This window comes from Actinomadura soli (assembly GCF_005889715.1).
Classification (GTDB): domain Bacteria; phylum Actinomycetota; class Actinomycetes; order Streptosporangiales; family Streptosporangiaceae; genus Spirillospora; species Spirillospora soli.
Map to the genome: position 1 here is coordinate 1 of NZ_VCKW01000468.1, position 3,287 is coordinate 3,287.

Genomic DNA, 3,287 nt, shown 5'->3' on the forward strand with positions numbered 1-3,287 from the left:
CTCCTGCCCGAGCCGACGACTGACCGCGGCACGACCCGTGACTCCCGACCCGACGACCTGACGAGGGGACGACCGTCCATGGCCACTTACGGTATCGATCTCGGTACCACCTACTCCTGCATCGCCCACGTCGACGACACGGGACGGCCGGTCATAGCGAAGAACGCCATCGGCCAGGAGACCACGCCCTCGGCGGTCTACTTCGAGACCCCCGACAACGTCGTGGTCGGGCAGGACGCCAAGGGCTCGGCCAAGCTGTTCCCCGACCAGGTCGTCCAGCTGATCAAGCGGCAGATGGGGCAGCAGTTCGAGCTGGAGTTCCACGGCACGTCCCACACGCCCGAGTCGATCTCCGCACTGGTCCTGAGGGAGCTGGCGCGCGCCGCCGCCGAGGAGACCGGCGAGGAGGTGCGCGACGTCGTCATCACCGTCCCGGCCTACTTCGGGGTCGCCGAGCGGGAGGCCACCCGCAACGCGGGCGAGATCGCCGGCCTCAACGTGCTGAACCTGATCCCGGAGCCGGTGGCCGCGGCGCTGCACTACGAGACGCTGTCGGCCGAGGGGTCCGCCACGATCCTGGTGTACGACCTGGGCGGCGGCACGTTCGACACCACGGTCATCCGCCTGGAGGGCGACGACGTCCGGGTCGTCTGCACCGACGGCGACCACCGGCTGGGCGGCGCCGACTGGGACGACCGCATCGCCGACCACCTGCTGGAGTCGTTCCTGAGCGAGAACCCGGACTCGTCCGCCGCCGAGAGCGAGGACTTCCTGCAGGAGCTGGCGATCGCCGCCGAGGACCTGAAGAAGGGCCTCAGCTCGGCGGTGTCGCGCCGCTACAACATGCGCTTCGACGGCGGCACCGCCCGGGTGGAGCTGACCCGCGAGGCGTTCGAGGGCATGACCGAGGACCTGCTCGGCCGCACCTTCGAGATCACCAGGCGCACCATCGACGCCGCGGCCGAGCGGGGCGTCGACCGGTTCGACGACGTGCTGCTGGTCGGCGGCTCGTCCCGGATGCCCGCGGTGGCCGCCGGGCTGCGCGAGCGCTTCGGGTTCGAGCCCAAGCTGCACGACCCGGACCTCGCCGTCGCCAAGGGCGCGGCCAGGTTCGCGCTCATCGAGGCGGTCAAGGTGCGGCTTCCGGGCGAGGGCGAGGGGGCGGAACCGGTGTCGCCCGCCGAGGCGGAGCAGGCCGTCCAGGACGCCGCCGACCAGCTCGGCCTGGAGCCGGAGAAGGTCCGCATGCTGGCCGGACGGCGGGTGAGCACGGTGGTGCCGCGCGCGTTCGGGGTGAAGACGGTGTCCTTCGCCGACGACGGCGGCGAGGTCTTCGCGGTGAGCCACGTCCTCAGGGCGAACACGGTGCTGCCCGCGGCGCCGGAGGCGGAGCGGTTCGCCACCGCCTACGAGGACCAGACCGCGATCGAGGTGGAGATCTGGGAGCAGGCTGGGGCGGTGGAGTCCGCGGAGCCGGCCGACAACGCCAAGATCGGCGAGGGGATCATCACCGACCTGCCGCGCCTGCGGAAGGGGTCGCCGATCGACATCAGCTTCGCCATGGACGAGCTCGGCACGCTGCGCGTCCACGCCGTGGAGCTGCAGACCGGGAAGGACCTGCACATCGAGGTCCGGATCCAGGGGCTCGACGAGTCCCAGGTCGATCTCGCGAAGCGGGCGGTGGCGCGGTACGCGGTCTCGGAGTGACCCGGCCCGCGCCGAAGCGTCTAGCCCGCGCCGAAGCCTCTAGGACGAACGAGGTGAACCGTGCTCGACAGGGACGCGTACCGCCGGGACGTGCTCGACGCGGCCCGCGCCCGGGGCAACGCGCCGCCCGCCGACCTGCTCGTCCGCTACGCCCTGCCCGGCAAGGCGCGCGACAGGGAGCAGGACGACCGGCAGGTAGCCGCGCGCCTGGCGGAGGTCGTCGCGTACTGGCGGACGCTCAGGCAGCAGAAGAAGACGTACGCCAAGCTCATCGACGCCCTCCTGATCGAGCACGCCGACCTTGAGCGGGCCGGCGTCCTCACCCGGGACGGCCTGACCGAGGAGACCCGCCGCCGGGTGGACGAGGCCACGGCCTGGCTGACCCGGCAGGCGGGCACGCTCGCCCAGACCACCACGGGCATCAACCGCGCCGCCTTCGACGTCCTGCTGAACGGTGCGGGCGGCGCCTGCTCCGACGCCCGGGTCCGCAGGATCCTGGCCGACCGCGGCGTGCGGGTGGTGGAGCGCGCCTGGGAGCTGCCCGACACGGCGCCGCCCGCGTACCGGACGTTGAGCGCGGGCCTGCGGCAGCTCCGGTTACGGCTGTCGGCCGAGGCCGTGGTCGGGACGGACGCCGTCGGCCGCGGCTTCCGCCTCCGTGACGGGTTCCGGCTGGTCACCGCCTCGCCGGCGGGCCCCGCCGGGCCGCTGACCGGGAAGATGATCGCGGACGCCGTCGAACGGTCCGCCGGACGGGCCAGGGACGAGGGCAAGGCGGCGCTCGACGGCGTCCTGGCGGCGCTGGCCGAGGCGGCGCGCGACCCGGGACGGCTCGACGACCTGCTGCTCTGGGAGGTCATGGAGGTCCTGCGGCCGGGCGCGGAGGCGGGCCTCGCGCCGAAGGTCCTCGCGGGGCAGGCCGCCGACCTCGGGCTCGTCGCGGACGAGGCCGAGGAGCTGGCGATGGCGATGACGGCCCGCGGCGCCCGTCCGGGCGGGGTCGCGGGCCGGCTCGGGGAGGCGCTCCGGGACGGGCGGCTGCGCGAGGCGGAGCGGCTGCTCCCGGGCCTGCCCGCGGACGCCCCGCCGGAGCTGCGCGCCGAGGTGGAGGACGCGGCGCGGCGGGTTGCCGGATGGCTCGCCGAGGCCGCCAGGGAGCGGGCCGCCGGACGGACCGAGACCGCCGCCGAGCTGCTCGACCGCGCGTCCCGGGTCGCCGGCGACGACGACGCGATCACCGAGCGGCTGCGGGCGCTGCCCCCGCCGCCGCCCGGGGAGGTGCGCGTCGGGGCCGGGCGGGGCCGGGTGACGATCGCCTGGACGCCGGGCCCGGCGCGGGTCGGGCCGGTGCGGTACCGCGTGGTGCGGTCCGCGGGCGCGCCCGCGAGCGGGGCCGCCGCCGGGACGCCGATCGGCGAGACCGACGCCAACGAGCTGCACGACCCCGACCCGCCGGCGGCGCGGGAGCTGCACTACTCGGTGTTCGCGGGACGGGCCGAGGGCATCTGGTCCGCGCCCGCGGCGGGCCGTCCGGTGACGCTGCTGCCGGAGGTCGAGGAGCCGTCGGGGGTCATTCTCTT

Annotated in this window: 1 protein-coding gene and 1 pseudogene; both read left to right on the forward strand. The window is 74.9% G+C overall.

The features are described from left to right. Positions 1–1,707, forward strand: a 1,707-nt coding sequence (locus tag ETD83_RS40710; RefSeq protein ID WP_329603072.1) for an Hsp70 family protein, incomplete at its 5' end; no start/stop codon positions are given. A gap of 60 nt (positions 1,708–1,767) precedes the next feature. Further along, positions 1,768–3,287, forward strand: a pseudogene (locus ETD83_RS40715) (hypothetical protein); the annotation flags it as partial.